At 63.3% G+C, this 18207-nt stretch carries 17 protein-coding genes; 9 read left to right on the top strand and 8 right to left on the bottom strand.

Translation table 11 applies throughout. From position 1 onward, the window contains the following. Window positions 1-89: 89 nt before the first annotated feature. Genes pta through BLR77_RS15815 form a run of 3 tightly spaced genes read right to left on the bottom strand, consistent with a single transcriptional unit; the run spans window position 90 to window position 3662 of the window. Window positions 90-2183 (bottom strand): phosphate acetyltransferase, encoded by a 2094-nt coding sequence (pta, locus tag BLR77_RS15805; protein ID WP_074679424.1) that lies wholly within the window; start codon window positions 2181-2183, stop codon window positions 90-92. A 9-nt stretch (window positions 2184-2192) separates the two neighbouring features. Next, window positions 2193-3377 (bottom strand): acetate kinase, encoded by a 1185-nt coding sequence (locus tag BLR77_RS15810; RefSeq protein WP_074679426.1) that lies wholly within the window; start codon window positions 3375-3377, stop codon window positions 2193-2195. Continuing rightward, entirely contained in the window at window positions 3378-3662 is a 285-nt protein-coding gene (locus tag BLR77_RS15815; protein WP_074679428.1) for a DUF3565 domain-containing protein, read from the bottom strand. Between the two features lie 11 nt (window positions 3663-3673). Between BLR77_RS15815 and BLR77_RS15820 the strand changes: the two genes are divergently transcribed. From BLR77_RS15820 to clpB, 4 genes are all read left to right on the top strand, one after another. After that, window positions 3674-4159, top strand: coding sequence for an FKBP-type peptidyl-prolyl cis-trans isomerase (locus BLR77_RS15820; protein WP_074679430.1), 486 nt, complete (start codon window positions 3674-3676; stop codon window positions 4157-4159). A gap of 179 nt (window positions 4160-4338) precedes the next feature. Beyond that, window positions 4339-4824, top strand: a complete 486-nt coding sequence (locus BLR77_RS15825) for a glutathione peroxidase (protein ID WP_074679432.1) — start codon at window positions 4339-4341, stop codon at window positions 4822-4824. Between the two features lie 134 nt (window positions 4825-4958). Next, window positions 4959-5696 carry a nitroreductase family protein gene (locus BLR77_RS15830; protein ID WP_074679434.1) on the top strand — a complete coding sequence of 246 codons (738 nt, stop codon included), beginning with the start codon at window positions 4959-4961 and terminating at the stop codon, window positions 5694-5696. A 129-nt stretch (window positions 5697-5825) separates the two neighbouring features. After that, a complete protein-coding gene (gene clpB / locus BLR77_RS15835; RefSeq protein ID WP_074679436.1) occupies window positions 5826-8390 on the top strand; it encodes an ATP-dependent chaperone ClpB in 2565 nt (854 codons plus the stop codon). A 112-nt stretch (window positions 8391-8502) separates the two neighbouring features. On the opposite strand, the gene dld is transcribed toward clpB, so the two are convergent. From dld to BLR77_RS15850, 3 genes are all read right to left on the bottom strand, one after another. Further along, window positions 8503-10233, bottom strand: a complete 1731-nt coding sequence (gene dld, locus BLR77_RS15840) for a D-lactate dehydrogenase (RefSeq protein ID WP_074679438.1) — start codon at window positions 10231-10233, stop codon at window positions 8503-8505. Window positions 10234-10237: 4 nt separating this feature from the next. Next, entirely contained in the window at window positions 10238-11377 is a 1140-nt protein-coding gene (lldD, locus tag BLR77_RS15845) for an FMN-dependent L-lactate dehydrogenase LldD (protein ID WP_074679439.1), read from the bottom strand. An 84-nt stretch (window positions 11378-11461) separates the two neighbouring features. Beyond that, window positions 11462-13156 carry an L-lactate permease gene (locus BLR77_RS15850; RefSeq protein WP_074679440.1) on the bottom strand — a complete coding sequence of 565 codons (1695 nt, stop codon included), beginning with the start codon at window positions 13154-13156 and terminating at the stop codon, window positions 11462-11464. Window positions 13157-13451: 295 nt separating this feature from the next. Here BLR77_RS15850 and BLR77_RS15855 point away from each other — a divergent pair, with 295 nt between their 5' ends. Then, complete coding sequence (locus BLR77_RS15855) at window positions 13452-14219, top strand: FCD domain-containing protein (protein ID WP_074679441.1); 768 nt, start codon at window positions 13452-13454, stop codon at window positions 14217-14219. Between the two features lie 58 nt (window positions 14220-14277). Here BLR77_RS15855 and smpB read toward each other — a convergent pair whose 3' ends face one another. Beyond that, window positions 14278-14760 carry an SsrA-binding protein SmpB gene (smpB, locus tag BLR77_RS15860; RefSeq protein WP_074679442.1) on the bottom strand — a complete coding sequence of 161 codons (483 nt, stop codon included), beginning with the start codon at window positions 14758-14760 and terminating at the stop codon, window positions 14278-14280. Between the two features lie 128 nt (window positions 14761-14888). Here smpB and BLR77_RS15865 point away from each other — a divergent pair, with 128 nt between their 5' ends. From BLR77_RS15865 to BLR77_RS15875, 3 genes are read left to right on the top strand one after another with little or no spacing between them, the layout of a single operon-like run. Beyond that, complete coding sequence (locus tag BLR77_RS15865; RefSeq protein ID WP_074679443.1) at window positions 14889-16292, top strand: sodium-dependent transporter; 1404 nt, start codon at window positions 14889-14891, stop codon at window positions 16290-16292. Next, on the top strand, window positions 16293-16727 hold the full coding sequence (locus BLR77_RS15870; RefSeq protein ID WP_055987035.1) for a type II toxin-antitoxin system RatA family toxin: 435 nt from the start codon (window positions 16293-16295) through the stop codon (window positions 16725-16727). It abuts the gene before it with no gap. Then, window positions 16720-17040, top strand: coding sequence for an RnfH family protein (locus BLR77_RS15875; protein WP_074679444.1), 321 nt, complete (start codon window positions 16720-16722; stop codon window positions 17038-17040). The genes BLR77_RS15870 and BLR77_RS15875 overlap by 8 nt, the downstream gene beginning before the upstream one ends. 69 nt (window positions 17041-17109) lie before the next feature. On the opposite strand, the gene BLR77_RS15880 is transcribed toward BLR77_RS15875, so the two are convergent. Then, a complete protein-coding gene (locus tag BLR77_RS15880) occupies window positions 17110-17628 on the bottom strand; it encodes an outer membrane protein assembly factor BamE (protein WP_074679446.1) in 519 nt (172 codons plus the stop codon). A gap of 94 nt (window positions 17629-17722) precedes the next feature. Here BLR77_RS15880 and fur point away from each other — a divergent pair, with 94 nt between their 5' ends. Further along, window positions 17723-18127: a ferric iron uptake transcriptional regulator gene (gene fur / locus BLR77_RS15885; RefSeq protein WP_003240531.1), complete on the top strand. Its 405-nt coding sequence runs from the start codon at window positions 17723-17725 to the stop codon at window positions 18125-18127. Window positions 18128-18207 lie beyond the last annotated feature (80 nt).

An 18207-nucleotide genomic window follows, 5' to 3' on the forward strand; every position in this document is an offset into this window, starting at 1 on the left:
ATAGGCACCGGCTTTTTTGACCGGCGAACGAGGGCGTCCTTCCTGGTGCGCCGGCTGAACACGCGGTGCACCCTAGGTCCTGCCTGGCTTCAGCTCGGCAGATCGGCCGCCTGGATTGCCGTCAGAGCGATGGTATAGACGATGTCATCGACCAGCGCACCGCGCGACAGGTCGTTCACCGGCTTGCGCAGACCCTGCAGCATCGGACCGACGCTGATGCATTCGGCACTGCGCTGCACCGCCTTGTAGGTGGTATTGCCGGTGTTCAGGTCAGGGAACACGAACACCGTGGCGCGGCCGGCCACCGGGCTGTTCGGCGCCTTCTGCCGGCCGACGCTCTCGATGGCCGCGGCGTCGTACTGCAGCGGGCCGTCGAGCAGCAGGTCCGGACGTTTCTCGCGGGCCAGGCGAGTGGCGGTGCGCACTTTCTCCACTTCTTCGCCGCTGCCTGAATCACCGGTGGAGTAACTGAGCATGGCCACGCGCGGCGGAATGCCGAAGGCCTGCGCCGAGGCGGCGCTCTGCAGGGCGATCTCGGCCAGTTGTTCGGCGTTGGGGTCAGGGTTGACCGCGCAGTCGCCGTAGACCAGCACCTGGTCGGGCAGCAGCATGAAGAACACCGAGGACACCAGGTTGTAACCTGGTGCGGTCTTGATCAGCTGCAGCGCCGGGCGAATGGTGTTGGCGGTGGTGTGGATGGCGCCAGACACCAGGCCGTCCACCTCGTCCAGCGCCAGCATCATGGTGCCCAGCACCACGGTGTCTTCCAGTTGTGCTTCGGCCATTGGCGCGTTGAGGCCCTTGCCTTTGCGCAACTCGACCATCGGCTCGATGTAGCGACCGCGAATCAGGTCCGGGTCGAGAATTTCCAGGCCTTCCGGCAGCTCGATGCCCTGCGCGCGGGCCACTGCGTGCACGTCTTCCGGCTTGGCCAGGAGCACGCAGCGGGCGATGCCGCGCGCCTGGCAGATGGCCGCCGCCTGCACGGTGCGCGGCTCGCTGCCCTCGGGCAGGACGATACGCTTGGCGGCCGCCTTGGCCCGTTGCACCAATTGGTAGCGGAACGCCGGTGGCGACAGGCGCAGCTCGCGCGGCGTGCCGCAACGGGCGCTCAGCCAGTCGTGATCGATATGGCTGGCGACGAAGTCGGAGACCTTGCCCGCGCGTTCGCGGTCATCCAGGGGGATTTCCTTGTTCAGGCGGTTGAGGTGGGTGGCGGTGTCGTAGGACCCGGTGCTCACGGTCATCACCGGCAGGCCGCTGGCCAGGGCGCCCTGGCACAGCTCCATGATGCGCGGATCGGGGGCGAAGTCGCTGCATAGCAGCAGCCCGGCCAGCGGCACGCCGTTCATCGCAGCGAGGCTGGCGGAGAGGATGATGTCGTCGCGATCACCCGGCGTTACCACCAGAGTGCCCGGCTTGAGCAGCTGCACGCTGTTGGCCACGGCACGTGCGCAGAGCACGATCTTGAGCATGCGCCGCTGCTCGTAATCGCCGGCGTTGAGGATGCGTGCACCGAGCAGTTCGGCGATGTCCTTGGTTCGTGGTGCGTTCAGTTCGTCTTGCCAGGGAATGCAGCCGAGCAGGCGGAAATCCTGGCTCTTGAGCAAGGGTGAGAGTTCTAGCAGGCGCTCGGCGAAGGCCGTGATGCCATCTTCGCTGCGCACCTTGTTGAGAATCACGCCGAGCACTTTCGGGTCCTTCGGCCCGCCGAACAGCTGGGCCTGGATTTCGATACGATCGAACAGCTCGGTGAGGCTCTCGTCCTCAGGCGCGCTGACCAGAATCACGTCGGCATCCAGGCTCTTGGCCAGGTGGAAGTTGACTCGTGCAGCGTAGCTGGCGTGGCGCGTCGGCACCATGCCTTCGACGATGACCACGTCCTTGTCGGCGGCCGCTTGTTGATAGAGGCTGATGATCTCTTCCAGCAGTTCATCCAGCTGGCCATCGCCGAGCATGCGCTCGACATGGCTGAGCGGCAGCGGCTTGGGCGAGTTCAGACCGTGGGTGCGGGCGATCAGCTCGCTGGAGCGCTCCGGGCCGAGATCGCCGGCATGTGGCTGGGCGATGGGCTTGAAGAAACCGACCTTGAGGCCGCTGCGCTCCAGCGCGCCGACCAGGCCGAGGCTGATGGAGGTAAGGCCGACACCAAAACCGGTGGGGGCGATGAAGAAGGTATGCATGAAAAAGCCTCAGTCGAGCAGGGCAAGGGTGTCGAGGGCGATCTGCCGCTCTTCGTTGGTCGGTACCACCAGCACGCGCGGGTGGCCGTCGGCATGAATGGCACCGGCGACGCCTCGTACGCAGCGGGCGTTGGCCTGGGTATCCAGTTTCAACCCGAGCAGGCCGAGATGATCCACGGTCTTGCTGCGGATCAGCGCCGAGTTCTCGCCGATACCGCCGGTGAAGATCAGGCCATCGAGACGGCGCAGGGCACAGCTCATCGCCGCCAGTGACTTGGCCAGGCGGTAGCAGAACACCTCGATGGCCAGGGTAGCGCCGGCATGGCCCTGTTCGCGGGCCTGCTCCAGCGTGCGCATGTCGTTTGACAGACCGGACAGGCCGAGCAGGCCGCTGTCCTTGTTGAGCATGCTGTCGATCTGCTCCAGGCTCCAGCCCAGGGTGCGTGCCAGGTGGCCGTGCAAGTTGGGGTCGACATCGCCGCTGCGTGTGCCCATCACCAGCCCCTCCAGCGGCGTCAGGCCCATGCTGGTGTCGCGGCTGTGGCCGTTTTCCACTGCGCAGGTGGAGCTGCCATTGCCGAGGTGAGCGACCAGCCAACTGCTGGCGTCGTACGCCAGGTCGCTGATCTGCGCAGCCTTGCGGCTGACATAGCGGTGGCTGGTACCGTGGAAGCCATAGCGGCGCACGCCGTGTTCGGCATAGAGCGCCTGCGGCAAGGCATAGCGGTAGGCGTGCTCGGGCAGGCTCTGGTGAAAGGCGGTATCGAACACCGCCACCTGGACCAGGTTCGGGAACAGCTTCATCGCCGCCTCGATGCCCTGCAGATTGGCCGGGTTATGCAGCGGGGCCAGCGGCGCGACTTGGCGGATGGCCTGCAGGCTGGCGGCGTCCAGGCGAGAGGCGCCGGAAAAGTGCTCGCCGCCATGCACCACGCGGTGGCCGATGCCGTGCAGCGCGCCGGCTGCGGCCTGCTGCACGACAGGTAGAAGATGAGACAGGGCCAAGCGGTGGTCGGCGCCCGGCAGGACCAGGCTGTCCTTGTGTTCGCCCTGTTGCCAGTGCAGCACCGCCTCGGGGCTGCCAAGACGCTCGGCCAGCCCGCTGAGAATGAAGGTTTCCTGCGCTTCGTTGACCAAGGCGAACTTGATCGACGAGCTCCCGCAGTTGATCACCAGAATGTTGCGTGCAGACATTTAAGCTTCCTTGAATTCATCGTGCGACCGATCCATGGCGCACCAGCCACAGGGAAAGAGGCTACCCAGCCTGGCTTGGCGCTGCTCCGGATCGAGTACCCAGGGACGATTCTGCCAGGGTGGTCGGTGGCGTACATGCTGAGTATGGCCACAAGACAAGACTGCCACCCAGTCGCCGTGATCGTCCTGACGAAAATCAACGATACGCACGGCCCGTTTGTCTGGGCTCGGGTCGCAATCCCGGCTGGCCTTGGTTAAACTTGACCGTTCATTTCTCTTTTGCAAAAGGTCTCCCCATGCTGATCGCCGCCAACAAGGCCGTCTCCATCGACTATACCCTGACCAACGATGCCGGTGAGGTGATCGACAGCTCCGCTGGCGGCGCGCCGCTGGTGTATCTGCATGGTGCCGGCAACATCATCGCCGGTCTCGAGAAGGCCCTGGTTGGCAAGCAGGTCGGCGATGAGCTGGACGTTTCCGTCGAGCCGGAAGAAGCCTATGGCGAGTACAGTGCCGAGCTGGTCGCGACCCTGAGCCGTGCCATGTTCGAAGGCGTCGATACCCTGGAAGTGGGCATGCAGTTCCACGCCTCCGGCCCGGACGGCAGCATGCAGATCGTCACCATCCGTGATATCGACGGTGATGACGTGACCGTCGACGGCAACCACCCGCTGGCCGGCCAGCGCCTGAACTTCAAGGTCAAGGTGGTGAACGTGCGTGACGCCAGCGAAGAGGAAGTGGCCCACGGTCATATCCACGGCGAAGGTGGTCACCACCACTAAGTTGCCTGTAAGGCGACTTGCGGTCGTTCCGACTGGATCAACCGCTGCTAAGCTCAAGCTTGCGATAAAGGCGCCTCAGGGCGCCTTTTTTATGCATGTCGGCTGGGCTCGTTCGCAGCTGCCTTGATGATTTACGGGGCCGCGGGCCCGCTGCACTGAATTCGCTGAGGAAGTTCGTCATGAGTGCTTTTCACGATCTCAATCTGCGTGCGCTGGACGGCCAGGAACTGCCGTTGGCGCCCTACAAGGGCCAGGTGGTGCTGGTGGTCAACGTCGCCTCCAAGTGCGGCCTGACACCCCAATACGCCGGGCTGGAAAAACTCTATCAGCAGTACAAGGGCAACGGTTTCACCGTGCTCGGCGTACCCTGCAACCAGTTCGCCGGCCAGGAGCCCGGCAGCGAAGCGGAAATTCGCGATTTCTGCAGCCTCAACTACGGCGTGAGCTTCCCGCTGGGCAGCAAGCTGGAGGTCAACGGCCCTGCTCGTCACCCGCTCTATCGCCTGCTGGCTGGTGAGGGTGCCGAGTTTCCAGGCGACATCACCTGGAATTTCGAGAAGTTTCTGGTCGGCCAGGACGGCCGCGTGCTGGCGCGTTTCTCGCCGCGTACCACGCCGGACGATCCGGCGCTGATCCAGGCGATCGAGAAAGCGCTCGGTCTGTGAAATAGCGGCACCTGTGCTCTCTGTCCTGGGCACGGGTGAGGCTAATCGGCCAAATCCACGGCCATTTCCCCTTGTGCTCTTGTTCGCATGGCCGCCCGGTTGCTTAATCGGGCGACATGCCGAGGAGTGCGCCCATGACCAGCTTCCCCAACGAGCAATTGCCAGCCATGGCTTCACCGGCTGAGCTGCGTGCGCTGATCGAAAGCCGCCGTGCAGTGCGCCGCTTCACGCCTGAGCCGGTGCCCGAGGATGTTATTCGAGACTGCCTGGAGCTGGCCGTGCTGGCGCCGAACTCCTGCAACCTGCAGCCCTGGAGCTTTCAGGTAATTCGCGATGCGGCGCTGCTGGCGCAGCTGCACCCGGTGTGCATGAGCCAGAACGCCGCGCGTGCGCCGCTGATCATCGCCGTGCTGGCGCGCCCGGACACCTGGCGGCAGGCCTGCCGCAACGTCATCGACCATTGGCCGGAGGCCGAGGTGCCGGCGCGCATTCGCAGCTTCTACAGCAAGACGGCACCGTTCCAGTACAACCAGGGGACGCTGGGCTTGCTGGGTTTGTTCAAGCGTCAGTTGGTGCGCCTGGTGGGCTTGCGCAAGCCGCTGATGCGCACGCCCAACAGCAAGGCCGACATGCGCCTGTGGGCGGTGAAGTCCACCGCGCTGGCGGCGGAGAACCTGCTGCTGGCCTTTCAGAGCCATGGCTACGCCACCTGTCCGATGGAGGGATTCGACGAAGTGCGCCTGCGCCGCGTGCTGGACATCCCGCGCCAGGCCATTCCCATCATGCTGTTGGCTGTCGGGCGCCAGGGCGAGAAGGGCGTGTACAACCCGCGGCTGCGCTTTGCGCTGGAGCAGCAGGTCACCTGGCGGTAACCAGGTTTGACTTGGATCAAATCGCCTTGTCTTGAATACGGCGTAATCGTCCTTATCTAGTCTGCATCTCGGTGGGTTTCGTTTTTCGGGGATGTTGTCCCGGCCCGCCATTCTGGAGGAAGGACATATATGCGTATCGATCGTTTGACCAGCAAGCTGCAACTTGCACTTTCCGACGCCCAATCCCTGGCCGTGGGCATGGACCACGCCGCCATCGAACCCCTGCACCTGATGCAGGCGCTGCTCGAGCAGCAGGGCGGTTCGATCAAGCCACTGCTGATGCAGGTTGGCTTCGACATCAACAGCCTGCGTCAGGCTCTGGCCCGTGAGCTGGATCAGCTCGGCAAGCTGCAGAACCCCACCGGCGACATCAACCTGTCGCAGGATCTGGCGCGCCTGCTCAACCAGGCCGACCGCCTGTCACAGCAGCGCGGTGACCAGTTCATATCCAGCGAGTTGGTGCTGCTCGCCGCCATGGACGAGAACACCAAACTGGGCAAGCTGCTGCTCGGCCAGGGCGTGTCGAAGAAGGCCCTGGAAAACGCCATCGCCAACCTGCGCGGTGGTCAGGCAGTCAATGACCCCAACGTCGAGGAATCGCGCCAGGCCCTGGACAAGTTCACCGTCGATCTGACCAAGCGTGCCGAAGAGGGCAAGCTCGACCCGGTGATCGGCCGTGACGACGAGATTCGTCGCACCATCCAGGTGCTGCAGCGCCGCACCAAGAACAATCCGGTACTGATCGGCGAGCCCGGCGTCGGCAAGACCGCCATCGCCGAGGGCCTGGCCCAGCGCATCATCAATGGCGAAGTGCCCGATGGTCTGAAAGACAAGCGCCTGCTGTCGCTGGACATGGGCTCGCTGATCGCCGGTGCCAAATTCCGTGGCGAGTTCGAGGAGCGCCTGAAAGCGGTGCTCAATGAGCTCTCCAAGCAGGAAGGGCGCATCATCCTGTTTATCGACGAGCTGCACACCATGGTCGGCGCCGGTAAGGCCGAGGGTGCCATGGACGCCGGCAACATGCTCAAACCGGCGCTGGCCCGTGGTGAGCTGCACTGCGTCGGCGCCACCACGCTGGACGAGTACCGCCAGTTCATCGAGAAGGACGCCGCACTGGAGCGCCGCTTCCAGAAAGTACTGGTGGATGAGCCGAGCGAGGAAGACACCATCGCCATCCTGCGCGGCCTGAAGGAGCGCTACGAGGTGCACCACGGCGTGACCATCACCGACGGCGCGATCATCGCCGCGGCCAAGCTCAGTCATCGCTATATCACCGACCGTCAGTTGCCGGACAAGGCCATCGACCTGATCGATGAGGCTGCTAGCCGCATCCGCATGGAGATCGACTCCAAGCCCGAAGAGCTGGATCGCCTGGAGCGCCGCCTGATTCAGTTGAAGATCGAGCGCGAAGCGCTGAAGAAGGAGGACGATGACGCAGCGCTCAAGCGTCTGGAAAAGCTCAAGGAGGACATCGCCCGCCTGGAGAAGGAATACGCCGACCTGGAGGAAATCTGGAAGTCGGAGAAAGCCGAGGTGCAAGGTTCGGCGCAGATCCAGCAACGCATCGAGCAGGCCAAGACCGAGCTCGAGGCCGCACGGCGCAAGGGTGACCTCAACCGGATGGCCGAGCTGCAATACGGCATCATTCCCGATCTCGAGCGCAGCCTGCAGATGGTCGACCAGCACGGTAAGGCTGAGAACCAGCTGCTGCGCAACAAGGTCACCGACGAGGAGATCGCCGAGGTGGTGTCCAAGTGGACCGGTATTCCGGTGAGCAAGATGCTCGAAGGTGAGCGCGAGAAGCTACTGAAGATGGAGGGCTTGCTGCACCAGCGCGTGATCGGCCAGAACGAGGCGGTGGTTGCCGTGGCCAACGCCGTGCGCCGCTCCCGTGCAGGGCTGTCCGACCCCAATCGGCCGAGCGGTTCGTTCCTCTTCCTCGGCCCGACCGGGGTGGGCAAGACCGAGCTGTGCAAGGCGCTGGCCGAGTTCCTCTTCGACACCGAGGAGGCGCTGGTGCGCATCGACATGTCCGAGTTCATGGAGAAACACTCGGTGGCCCGCCTGATCGGTGCGCCGCCCGGTTATGTCGGTTATGAAGAGGGCGGTTACCTGACCGAGGCGGTGCGTCGCAAGCCGTATTCGGTGGTGCTGATGGACGAGGTCGAGAAGGCGCATCCGGACGTGTTCAACGTGCTGTTGCAGGTGCTCGAAGATGGTCGTCTGACCGACAGCCATGGCCGCACCGTGGACTTCAAGAACACGGTGATCGTGATGACCTCGAACCTGGGGTCGGCGCAGATCCAGGAACTGGTCGGCGACAGGGAAGCGCAGCGCGCGGCGGTGATGGATGCGGTGAGCAGCCACTTCCGCCCCGAGTTCATCAACCGTATCGACGAAGTGGTGGTGTTCGAGCCGCTGGGCCGTGAGCAGATCGCCGGCATTGCCGAGATTCAGTTGCAGCGCCTGCGCGGTCGCCTGGCCGAGCGCGAACTCAGCCTGGAGCTGACGCCGGAGGCGCTCGACAAGCTGATCGCTGTCGGTTACGACCCGGTGTATGGGGCGCGTCCGCTCAAGCGTGCGATCCAGCGCTGGATCGAGAACCCGCTGGCGCAGCGCATCCTGGCCGGAGATTTCGCGCCGGGCGCGTTGGTGCATGCCAAGGTGGAGGGCGAGGAGATCGTCTTCGCCTGATCCAGTCGCGTCAAAACAAAGGCCCGCCAAATCGGCGGGCCTTTGCGTTTGTAGCCCGGATGAAATCCGGGAAGTCGGCCTCAGGTAGTCCCGGTTTGCATCCGGGCTACGCTCAATGCTCCTGCCCGCAGCACCCACCCCAATGCTTCTTCTTCGAGGTATGGCCGATGCCGGGGTTGAAGGTATTGGTCGGATCCAGCTCGCGGTAGAACCCGGCCAGGGCCGGCTTGGCCACATAGAGATGGCCAACGTTGTGCTCGGCCGGGTACTCGGCGCGGCGTTCGTCCAGCAGCTTCCACATGCGGTGCTCCATCGCGATCGGGTCGATGCCCTTCTTGACGATGTAGTCCTGGTGGAACACATGGCAGAAGAAGTGGCCGTAGTAGAGCTTGTGGATGATCTGCTCTTCCATTTCCGCCGGCAGCGTTTCGACCCAGTCGCGGTCGTTGCGACGCAGGGCGATGTCCAGCGCGAGGATGTCTTCGACGCTGCTGCGGTGTGACTCGCGGTAGCGGATCGCTGCGCCGGCAACGGCGAAGCGATGCAGGAAGGCCTTGCGGCCTTCATCGGCATCACACTCGAAACAGGCGCCGCTGGTGCTGCCGGTGAAGTATTCGGTGAGGAAGGCGCGGGTCTGTTCCAGGGTGTCGTTGGATACGCGCACCAGCAGGTGATGCTCGAAACGATCGCGGTATTCGCGCATGCGCGCAGGCAGGTGGCTGGGCAGCAGGTTCATCAGCGCCTGGATGACCTTGTCGGTCACGCCACGCAGGCCGAAGCGCTCGAAGAAGCCGTCGACGCGGCTCTTCATGGCGAAGGCCGCCGGTACCTTGGCGGTGCCGAACTTGTCGATCACCAGGAAGGTGTCCTTGCCGTATTTTTCGCCTATATCGAAAGCGGTGCGGTGAATGTACTCGCCAGCAATCGGCAGGCGCGGCAGCTTGGCCAGCAAGTGGCGACGCACTTCGGTCAAGTCGTGCGGGTCGTTGCTGCCGATGTAGAACACCGTGCTCGGCTCCTTCGGGAAGGTGTCCAGGCGCACGGCGAACAGGCACAGCTTGCCGGCCGAGCCCGAGGCCTCGAACAGGCGCGCCGGGTCGGCGTTGAAGCGCGCCGGAGTGTCGGCATCGACATCACGCACGTGTTCGCCATAGCGGGCGTCGGAGGCCTTGGCGGTTGCCTCGTTGCGCACCTGCTGCGGGGTGTAATCGCCGTTCTGCAGGCGGGTGAGGATCTCCTCGGGGCTGTCACCCAGGTCTATCCCCAGGTGGTTGACCAGCTCCAGCGAGCCGTCATCGTTTACCTGCGCGTACAGGGCCAGCTCGGTGTAGGCCGGGCCGCGACGCACCAGGGCTCCGCCGGAGTTGTTGCAGATGCCGCCGAGCACCGAGGCGCCGATGCAGGACGAGCCGATCACCGAATGTGGCTCGCGGTTCAGTGGCGCCAGCGCCTGTTCCAGGCGGTCGAGGGTGGCGCCGGGCAGGCACACTACCTGCTCGCCATCGTTTACCAGCTGCACGCCGGTGATGCGCAGGGTGCTGATCAGTACGATCTCGCGATCGTAGTCCTCGCCGTCGGGCGTGGAACCGCCGGTCAGGCCGGTGTTGGCCGCCTGCATGATGACGATGCGGTCGGCTGCTACCGCGGCCTGGAGGATGTGCCACTGCTCCAGCAGCGAGCCAGGGCGCACCACCGCCAGCACATTGCCCTCGCCCGTGCGATGGCCCTTGCGGAATCGCCGCGTGGCTTGTTCGTCGGTCAGCACATGGCGGGTTCCGACGATCTGGCGCATCTGTGCCAGCAGGGCGTCACGGGTGACGGAGGTGGTGACGGCGGCAGTCATTGGCTCAACGCTCCTTTACCAGCAGATCCGGGGTTATTTCGGCGATGGACTTGGCACCGGTCAGCACCATGGCTACGCGCATCTCCTTCTCGATCAGGTCGAGCAGGTTGCTCACCCCGGCGCCACCGGCTGCGGCCAGGGCGTAGAGGAAGGCGCGGCCGAGCAGCACGGTGTCGGCGCCAAGGGCGAGCATGCGCACCACGTCGAGGCCGGTGCGGATGCCGGAGTCGGCAAGAATCTTCAGTTCGCCCTTGACCGCGTCGGCGATGGCCGGCAGGGCGCGGGCACTGGACAGCACGCCGTCGAGCTGACGACCACCGTGGTTGGAGACGATGATGCCGTCGGCACCGAAGGTCACCGCATCACGGGCGTCCTCGGGGTCGAGGATGCCCTTGATCACCATCGGGCCGTCCCAGAAGTCGCGGATCCACTCCAGGTCCTTCCAGGAAATCGACGGGTCGAAGTTGGCGCCCAGCCAGCCAATGTAGTCGGCCAGGCCGGTCGGGTTGCCGCGGTAGGCGGAGATGTTACCCAGGTCATGCGGCTTGCCCATCAGGCCGACGTCCCAGGCCCACTGCGGGTGAGTCATGGCCTGCAGCATGCGGCGCAGGGCGGCGTTCGGGCCGCTCATGCCGGAGTGAGCGTCGCGGTAGCGGGCGCCGGGCACCGGCATGTCCACGGTGAACACCAGCGTCGAGCAGCCGGCGGCCTTGGCGCGCTCCAGTGCGTTCTTCATGAAGCCGCGGTCCTTCAGCACGTAGAGCTGGAACCACATCGGCCGGTCGATGGCCGGCGCCACTTCCTCGATCGGGCACACCGACACGGTGGACAGGGTAAAGGGAATGCCCTTGGCAGCAGCTGCCTTGGCCGCCTGCACCTCGCCACGGCGAGCGAACATGCCGGTCAGGCCGACTGGCGCCAGGCCTACTGGCATCGACATCTTCTCGCCGAACAGCTCGGTGGACAGGTCCAGCTCGGACATGTTCTTCAGCACGCGCTGGCGCAGTTCGATGTCCGACAGGTCGGCGACATTGCGGCGCAGGGTGTGCTCGGCATAGGCGCCGCCATCGGCGTAGTGGAACAGGAAGGGCGGCAGCTTGCGTTGCGCGGCAGCGCGATAGTCGGTCGAGGCAGAAATGATCATGGGCTCATCCTGTTGCTGAAAAAGGGAAGCGTAGCCTGACGGCAAGAGCCCCGGCATGGCCGGGGCGCATTCGACGGGTTAGGGTCAGCGCACGACCAGCGGGTCGCTGACGCCCAGCACGTAGATCGCGATCATCGCAATGATGCCGGTGAACAGCAGGTAGTACAGCGTCGGCCAGATGGTCTTGCGCAGGGTACTGCCTTCGCGACCAAGCAGGCCAACGGTGGCCGAAGCCGCCACCACGTTGTGGATTGCAACCATGTTGCCGGCGGCGGCGCCCACGGCCTGTACGGCAACGATCAGCGCGCTGGAGATACCCAGGCTGCTGGCGACGCCGAACTGGAACTGGCTGAACATCATGTTGCTGACGGTGTTGGAACCGGCGATGAAGGCGCCCAGGGCGCCGATGCTCGGGGCCAGTAGCGGATAGATGCCGCCAACGCTGTCGGCCACCCAGCGCGCCATGAGGATCGGCATGCTGGCCAGCTCGGCGCCGTTGACCCCGGAGTTGATCAGGATGCGCACCATCGGCACGGTGAACAGCAGCACGAAGCCGGCGCTGAGCAATACGCTGGACGACTCCTTCACCGCCTTGCCCAGGTCACGTGCCTTCATGCCATGCAGGAAGAAGGTGGCCAGGACCACGGCAACCAGAATGCCGCCCGGCAGGAACAGCGGTTGGAAGCTGGCACTGACGCCGGTTTCGCCGAGCAGGTCGGGGAAGTTCACCACCACCGCCTTCAGCGCATTGCCGACTTCAGGAAAGACGCGGCTGATCACCAGCAACGCACCGACCAGCACATAGGGCAGCCAGGCGCGCAGTGTGCTCATCGGCTTGGCGGTCAGTTCGTCCAGCTTCATCTCGACGGTGCCCAGCCATTCGCTCGGCCATTTGTCGGCCGGGGCGAAATCCCAGGTCTTCTTCGGCACCAGGAAACCGAAGCGCGCGGCGCTGGTGACGATGGCCAGCCCGATCAGCCCGCCCAGCAGCGAGGGAAATTCCGGACCGAGGAACACCCCGGTGGCCGCATACGGCAGGACGAATGCAAGGCCGGCGAAAATGGCGAACGGCAGCACTTCCAGGCCGGCTTTCCAGCTTTTCTCCTGACCGAAGAAGCGGGTCAGCATCATCGCCATCACCAGTGGCATGACCACACCGACGATGGCATGGATGATCGCCACCTGGCTGGTGATCAATTGCAGGAACTGCGCCCAGGACGAACCTTGCTCGACCAGCTGTGCGCCGATGGTGGCGGTGTCCAGGCCGGTGTTGAGACCGACGATGATCGGCGTGCCGACGGCGCCGAACGACACCGGCGTGCTCTGTACCAGCATGCCCATCAACACCGCGGCCATGGCCGGGAAACCGATGGCCACCAGCAGCGGTGCAGCGATGGCCGCTGGTGTACCGAAGCCCGAAGCGCCCTCGATGAAGCAACCGAACAGCCAGGCGATGATGATCGCCTGGATGCGCCGGTCAGGACTGATGGTGGTGAAGCCGGCACGAATGGCGGTGATGCCGCCGGAATGCTTGAGGGTGTTCAGCAGCAGGATGGCACCGAAGATGATCCACAGCAGGCCAAGAGTGATCAGCAGGCCTTGCAGGGTGGAGGCCAGGACGCGATTGAAGGTCATGTCCCAGGCGAACAGGCCGACAGCGGCTGTCACCAGGTAAACCAGCGGCATGGCGTGTTTGGCCGGCCAGCGCAGACCGATCAGCAAAACGGCAGCAAGCAGAATCGGCGAGAACGCCAGCAGGGCGAGAATTCCGTTGGACATTGGGACTTACTCCACACGAACGCGCGGCTGGCGCGGCAGGGATGAGGCGTTATCGAACAGGCTTGCAGCGCATAGGGCTGTCATGGCGTGACCTCGATGGTTTGTTGTTCTTGTTGGTTAAATTGGTAATACCAATTTACAAAGTAGCGGGCTCAGGTTAAAAGTTGCTCAATAGGCTGTCAAATCGAGATGCTAAGACTTTGGTCGTATAGTGCTTGCTTGTTCAGCCAAGACGGGCGCTATAGGCTTGCGCCATAAGACTTGTGGCCTGGTCAAACCAATGGAGATGCGGGTAATGGAAGTAGGTCAAGTGCGGCAGCGGCGTCTCTCCGACGACATCGTCGCGCAACTGGAAACCATGATTCTCGAGGGCACCTTGCGTGCCGGCGAGAGGCTGCCCGCAGAGCGTGCGCTGGCCGAGCAGTTCGGTGTGTCTCGTCCGTCCCTGCGTGAGGCGATCCAGAAACTGGTGGCCAAGGGGCTGCTGGTCAGTCGCCAGGGCGGCGGTAACTATGTCGCCGAATCACTCGGCTCGACCTTCAGCGACCCGCTGTTGCAACTGCTGGAGCACAAGGAAGATGCCCAGCGCGACCTGCTGGAATTCCGTCACACGCTGGAAGGCTCCTGCGCCTACTACGCGGCCAGGCGCGCCACCGATATCGACCGGCAGCGTCTCACCGAAGCGTTCGAAGCCTTGCAGGATTGCTATGCGCGAGTCGGCAAGGTGACCCGGGCCGAGGAAGGGGCGGCCGATGCGCGTTTTCACCTGGCGATTGCCGAGGCCAGCCATAACGCGGTGCTGCTGCATACCATTCGTGGTCTGTTCGACCTGCTCAAGCGCAACGTGGTGACCAACATCGGTGGCATGTATGCCCAGCGCGAAGAAACCCGCGACATGCTGATCGGGCAGCATCGCGCGCTGTACCTGGCGATCATCGAAGGCCGAGCGGAAGATGCCCGCGAGCTCTCCAATCAGCATATCGACTATGTGCAGGAAGTCCTTTCGGAAGTGCAGCTGGAAGCCCAGCGCGTAGCGCGCGCGCAGCGTCGGCTGGGGCTATAGGCAGCGCAAGCTGCAAGAAAGAGCCAGAGTCGCTTTGACTTGCAGCGTGCAGCCGCTCTTAGTCGTCCTTGCCCTTGCTGCGCATCGCACGCTGAACCTCGCGATCGGCGTCACGTTCCTTCTCGGTGTGGCGCTTGTCGAAGTCCTTCTTGCCCTTGGCCAGGGCAATTTCGCATTTGACTAGGTGCTGCTTCCAGTACAGCGACAGCGCAACGGCGGTATAGCCCTTCTGCTGCACGGAGCCGAACAGCTTTTCCAGCTCGCGCTTGTTCAGCAGCAGCTTGCGCGTGCGGGTCGGGTCGGCGATGACATGGGTGCTGGCGGTTTTCAGTGGCGCGATGTGGCAGCCCATCAACCAGGCCTCATCGTCCTTGAGTAGCACGTAGCTATCGACCAGCTGTGCCTTGCCGGCACGCAGACTTTTCACTTCCCAGCCGGACAGCACCAGGCCGGCCTCGAACTTGTGTTCGATGAAATAGTCGTGCAGCGCTTTCTTGTTCAGCGCGATGGTGCCTTGGGGATGTTTCTTTTGCTTAGCCATAGGGCGCGCATTATAGGGAGTCGTCTGCGCGTGCGCCATGGGGGCTTTGCCGAGTCAAGCTTGAGCCCATGCAGGGAATCTCCGACAATGCGCGATCTTTTTTCCCGCAGTATGGGGTCTTGGCCGCAATGGCGAGCGACAAAGTTTCGATTCATGGTGCCTGGGCCAGTCGCTGGGTGTTCATTCTGGCGGCAACCGGTTCGGCGGTCGGTCTCGGCAATATCTGGAAATTCCCCTACATGACCGGGGTCTACGGCGGCGGCGCGTTCGTCGTCATGTACCTGTTCTGCATCGCCTTGGTGGGCGTGCCGATCATGCTGGCGGAAACCATGATCGGCCGCCGCGGCCGGCAGAGCCCGGTCAATGCGATGAAGAGCCTGGCGATCGAAGCCGGAGCCTCGAAGCACTGGTCGCTCGCTGCGCTGATGGGGATGGTCGCTGCGCTATTGATCCTGTCCTTCTACAGCGTGGTAGCCGGTTGGTCGCTGGATTACATCATAGGCATGGGCCGTGGCGACTTCACCGGCATCAGCGCCGATGGGGCAGGTGCGGCGTTCGGCGGTCTGACCTCCGATCCGTGGCGACTGACCCTGTGGCACAGCCTGTTCATGCTGGTCACCGGCTTCGTCATCGCCAAGGGTGTGGTGGCGGGTCTGGAGCGCAGCCTGCGTATCATGATGCCGCTGCTGTTCGTGTTGTTGCTGGTGCTGCTGGGCTACAGCTTCACCACCGGGCATTTCCGCGAAGGGTTCGACTTCCTCTTTCATTTCGATCCGAGCAAGGTGCAGGACGGCATTCTGGCCGCCATGGGCCATGCCTTCTTTACCCTGAGCGTGGGTGTCGGCTCGATCATGGTCTACGGTGCCTATATGCCGAAGAAGGCATCGATAGGCGCCACGGTGCTGACTGTCGGGTTACTCGATACGCTGGTGGCGCTGACTGCGGGCCTGGCACTGTTCCCCATCGTATTTGCCGCCGGCCTGGAGCCGGGTGGTGGCCCTGGGCTGATGTTCGTCACCCTGCCGATTGCCTTCGGCAATATCGCTTTCGGTCAGGTGATGGGGCTGGTCTTCTTCGTCCTGGTGGCTGTCGCCGCATGGAGCTCGTCGATCTCCATGCTGGAGCCGGCCGTGGCCTACTTCGTCGAGAAAACCGGGCGCAGCCGCGCGCAGGTAACCGCCGCGCTGGCACTGCTGTGCTGGCTGGTGGGGATGGGCACGGTGCTGTCGTTCAATCTCTGGGCCGAGGCCAAGTTCTTCGTCTTCGCCGAGGACGGTTTCCATTTGCTGCAGTGGGGCGCCGAGGGCGGCAAGACGTTCTTCGACAGCATCGATTACTTCACCAGCCGTATCCTGCTGCCACTGGGCGGTCTGTCTTTCGCCCTGTTCGCGGGTTGGGTGCTGAGCCGTGACGCTGTGCGTGAAGAGTTGTCCATCAGAAGCCCGCTGCTGTTCAATCTGGCCCTCTGGCTGATTCGCATCGTTGCGCCAATCGGCGTGCTGATCGTTTTCATTGCGGAGCTGAGCAAGTAAATGGCTACTCGAATCCAGCGTTCGGCGTTGCTGCCTTACCCGGCGCAGGCACTGTTTGATCTCGTCAACGATGTTGCCGGTTATCCGCAGTTTCTGCCCTGGTGCCGCGCCAGTGAGGTGTTGGAGGTCAGCGAGACGCACATGCTGGCCAGCCTCGAAGTGGCCAAGGGCAGCATTGGTCAGCGCTTCGTCACGCGTAATGTGTTGCAGCCTGGGCAGCGTATCGAAATGAACCTGCAGGAAGGGCCTTTCACCAGCCTCCATGGCGTCTGGGAATTCAAGGCGCTGGGTGACAAGGCCTGCAAGATCAGCCTGGACCTGACCTTCGACTATGCCGGGCCACTGGTACGTGCCACGCTGGGCCCGCTGTTCAATCAGGCGGCCAATACCATGGTCGACGCCTTCTGCCAGCGAGCCAAGCAGCTGTATGGATAAGCCCAGCATCGCTATCGAAGTGGTTTACGCCCTTGCCGAACGGCAGAAACTGCTGCGGCTGTCCGTACCGGCCGGCACCACCGTGCGCGAGGCCGCGCTGCGTTCTGGCATGCAGCAGTTCTTTCCGGAGCTGGATCTGAGTCAGGCGCCGTTGGGCATTTTTGGCAAAGCGGTAGGCAAGCCGGAAGAGCGAGTGCTGGAGGAGGGCGAGCGGGTCGAGATCTATCGGCCGCTGATCGCTGATCCGAAGGAGGTGCGCAAGCAGCGTGCGGCCAAAGCCAAGGCCAAGGAAGAAGGCGAAGAGTCGAGCTGACCCGTCAGCTGGTAAGGCGCCAGATATGAAAAAGCCCGGATTCGCTCCGGGCTTTTTCGTGTCCGCGTGTTACTGCGGATCGGTGTCCAGCGGCTCGGGAATCGGAACCGGAACGGTTTCGACCTGATCCACCTCGCGCTGAATCTGCTCCAGCAGCGAGCCGGGTGCTGGCGGGGTTTCGTCCTGTGGTTTGGCTTGCGGCTGCGCACTGCTGGTGTCGCTGCCTTCGCCCATGATTGCCTGGTCGCGGCTGACGCCGGGCATGAAGTCACCGGCCAGGCCAACCAGTTGGTCGCTGCCGTCGAATACCAGGCTGACGCGTTCCTGCAGGCGCTGACCGCCGCCAGGCTGGATGCTGTACAGATAATCCCAGCGATCGGCATGGAAGGTGTCGGTGATCAACGGGTTGCCCATGATAAACCGCACTTGGCGTCGGGTCATTCCCGGGCGTAGCTGGTCTATCATGTCCTGTGTCACGACATTGCCCTGTTGAATGTCGATCTTGTAAACCCCGGGGAATGAACAACCGGCGAGTGCGAAGAGCCCGGTCAGCGACAGGCTGGTCAGCAAGAGCTTGGTTTTTTGCATCGGAGGGTGACTTCCACTATCTTGGGCAACTTGAACCCCGGATCATACCCGTATTGAAGGGTGCTGCGAAGCAGCATCCATGAGAAAGCAGACCATGGTTGAAAATAACGAACTGCGCAAAGCTGGACTGAAGGTGACTCTGCCACGAGTCAAAATCCTGCAAATGCTCGACAACGCCGAGCACCGCCATATGAGCGCGGAGGATGTCTACAAGGCACTGATGGAGGCGGGTGAGGACGTTGGCCTGGCCACTGTGTACCGCGTGCTGACCCAGTTCGAGGCCGCCGGCCTGGTGGTGCGTCACAACTTCGATGGCGGTCATGCCGTATTCGAGCTGGCTGACAGCGGCCATCACGACCATATGGTCTGTGTCGACTCCGGTGAAGTGATCGAGTTCTTCGACGCCGAGATCGAGAAGCGCCAGAAAGAGATCGTTAAAGAGCACGGTTTCGAGCTGGTCGACCACAACCTGGTGCTGTACGTACGCAAGAAGAGCTGATGCTTCTGCGGCAATGAAAAAGGCGACCCTTGGGTCGCCTTTTTTGTTTTGTCGTAGCCCGGATGCAATCCGGGGAGGCT

The sequence above is a fragment of the Ectopseudomonas alcaliphila genome (assembly GCF_900101755.1).
In the GTDB taxonomy this organism is placed as follows: domain Bacteria; phylum Pseudomonadota; class Gammaproteobacteria; order Pseudomonadales; family Pseudomonadaceae; genus Aquipseudomonas; species Aquipseudomonas alcaliphila.